Raw genomic sequence first — 1,693 nt, forward strand, 5'->3', positions numbered from 1 at the left:
AGCTTGTGTTGTTGTTAAGGCCGTTGGCTCAAACATCGTACCTGAACATACATTCACAATAGAAGCTTTTTTAAATGCCGCTTCTTGTAATTGTGTAGGTGTTACTTGTAGTGCTGGTGTTTCGTCAATATAGTTTTTAAACTCGCGCTCTCCTGTTTTAGTTAAATGCACATACACGCCACTAATACGCTTTGTTGCATCATAAATCGCAAAATCTGTATTAACGCCCTCTTTTTTCAACTCATCGCGCACAAATTGTGAGGTTGCATCGTCACCTGTAATCGTAATAAGGGATGAGGGCGCACCAATGCGACTAATGCCTGCTGCGACATTAATTGTTGCACCGCCCATATATTTCTTAAATGTGCTATTGCTCGCATCCGTTGCAATATAATCCACAAAAGCATCACCATACACTAAAATATAACTTTCTTCGTTCATGTTGTTCGTACCTCCGATTAGTAATTCCTTATAGCGTACCACGAAAGTAATACTAGATAAAATTTTATTATTTTGAAACTATTATGAACTTCCCCTACACTATGTAATTATAAAGGCGATAATTTCCTAACTAAGGTAGATCCACAAGTATTTTTTAATGCTAGCTGCCTTTATTTCATTAAAGTGAATCATCAAACTTTGAAGAAAACTACTTTTTTCGTGGTTTCCCTTGTTTTTTCTGTTATACTAAAAGGCAATGTGTAGAGGTCAGACAAGTACCTATACAGACGATTTACAACGTGAAAGTAGAGGTTTTGCTTATGAAAACATCGCTAATGTATCCCCTAATGGTGATCATTGCCTCTAGCTGCTACGGCGTATTATCAACGATTATTAAAGTAGCCATGAATCACGGCTTTACTTCAGAGGAAGCAGTCACAAGCCAATATATGATTGGTTGTGGACTTGCTTTTTTATTGTTTATTTTAACGCAACGACAGCTACCGAGGTTAAATAAGTCCGGCTGGATTACTGTAATCGGCGCTGGCTTATTTACAGGTACAACAGGGATTGTATACGGACAATCTTTAAATTATTTACCTGCTTCACTTGCCGTAGTTATGCTATTTCAATTTACTTGGATTGGCTTATTTTTAGACTGCGCGCTAAAAAAACGTATGCCAACACGTACAGAGCTCGTATCCCTATTATTTTTATTTTCAGGTACGATACTTGCCGCAGGTGTATTAGATGTTGATTTAAGTGGCATTGCATGGCAAGGTTGGGCATTTGGCTTAGCAGCAGCTTGTAGTTTTGCGTGTTTTGTACAATTTAACTCGCGCCCTGTTGAAGGTATTACTACAACAGCTCGTGTGATGGTAATGTCATTTGTTGCACTTATTTTAATTAGTATTTTCCTCACACCTGAAATCGCTTGGAACGGACGATTATTTGGCGATGGCCTGTGGGTTTATGGTGTGATTCTTGGTGTACTAGGTATCTTATTACCGATTTATTTATTTTCAATTGCTGTACCAAAAGTTGGCGGTGCTTTTGCTTCGATTTTAAGTGCTATGGAGCTACCTGTAGCGATTACAGTATCTGTTATTGTGCTACACGAAGCCATTACACCCCTACAAATTTTCGGTATTATTGTTGTACTCATTGGTATGATGTTGCCCACGCTATTGTCGCTACGCAAACAAAAGCGTACACAAACTACCTAGCCTAAAAATACCACTCTCAAATTTGG

Annotated in this window: 2 protein-coding genes; one reads left to right on the forward strand and one right to left on the reverse strand. The window is 38.4% G+C overall.

Translation table 11 applies throughout. The annotated features are described in order from the left end of the window. Nucleotides 1–441 (reverse strand): PfkB family carbohydrate kinase (locus CH76_RS13195; protein ID WP_036147312.1); only part of this gene is annotated, 441 nt, incomplete at its 3' end. Nucleotides 442–761: 320 nt separating this feature from the next. Between CH76_RS13195 and CH76_RS13200 the strand changes: the two genes are divergently transcribed. Continuing rightward, nucleotides 762–1,667: a DMT family transporter gene (locus CH76_RS13200; RefSeq protein ID WP_036147315.1), complete on the forward strand. Its 906-nt coding sequence runs from the start codon at nucleotides 762–764 to the stop codon at nucleotides 1,665–1,667. Nucleotides 1,668–1,693 lie beyond the last annotated feature (26 nt).

Origin of the sequence: Lysinibacillus sp. BF-4 (genome assembly GCF_000743635.1) — a bacterium.
In the GTDB taxonomy this organism is placed as follows: domain Bacteria; phylum Bacillota; class Bacilli; order Bacillales_A; family Planococcaceae; genus Metalysinibacillus; species Metalysinibacillus saudimassiliensis.

What these genes read in the sequence shown, in the direction of transcription:
- CH76_RS13200 (WP_036147315.1), top strand. Translation starts at nt 762, where the DNA reads ATGAAAACATCGCTAATGTATCCCCTAATGGTGATCATTGCCTCTAGC.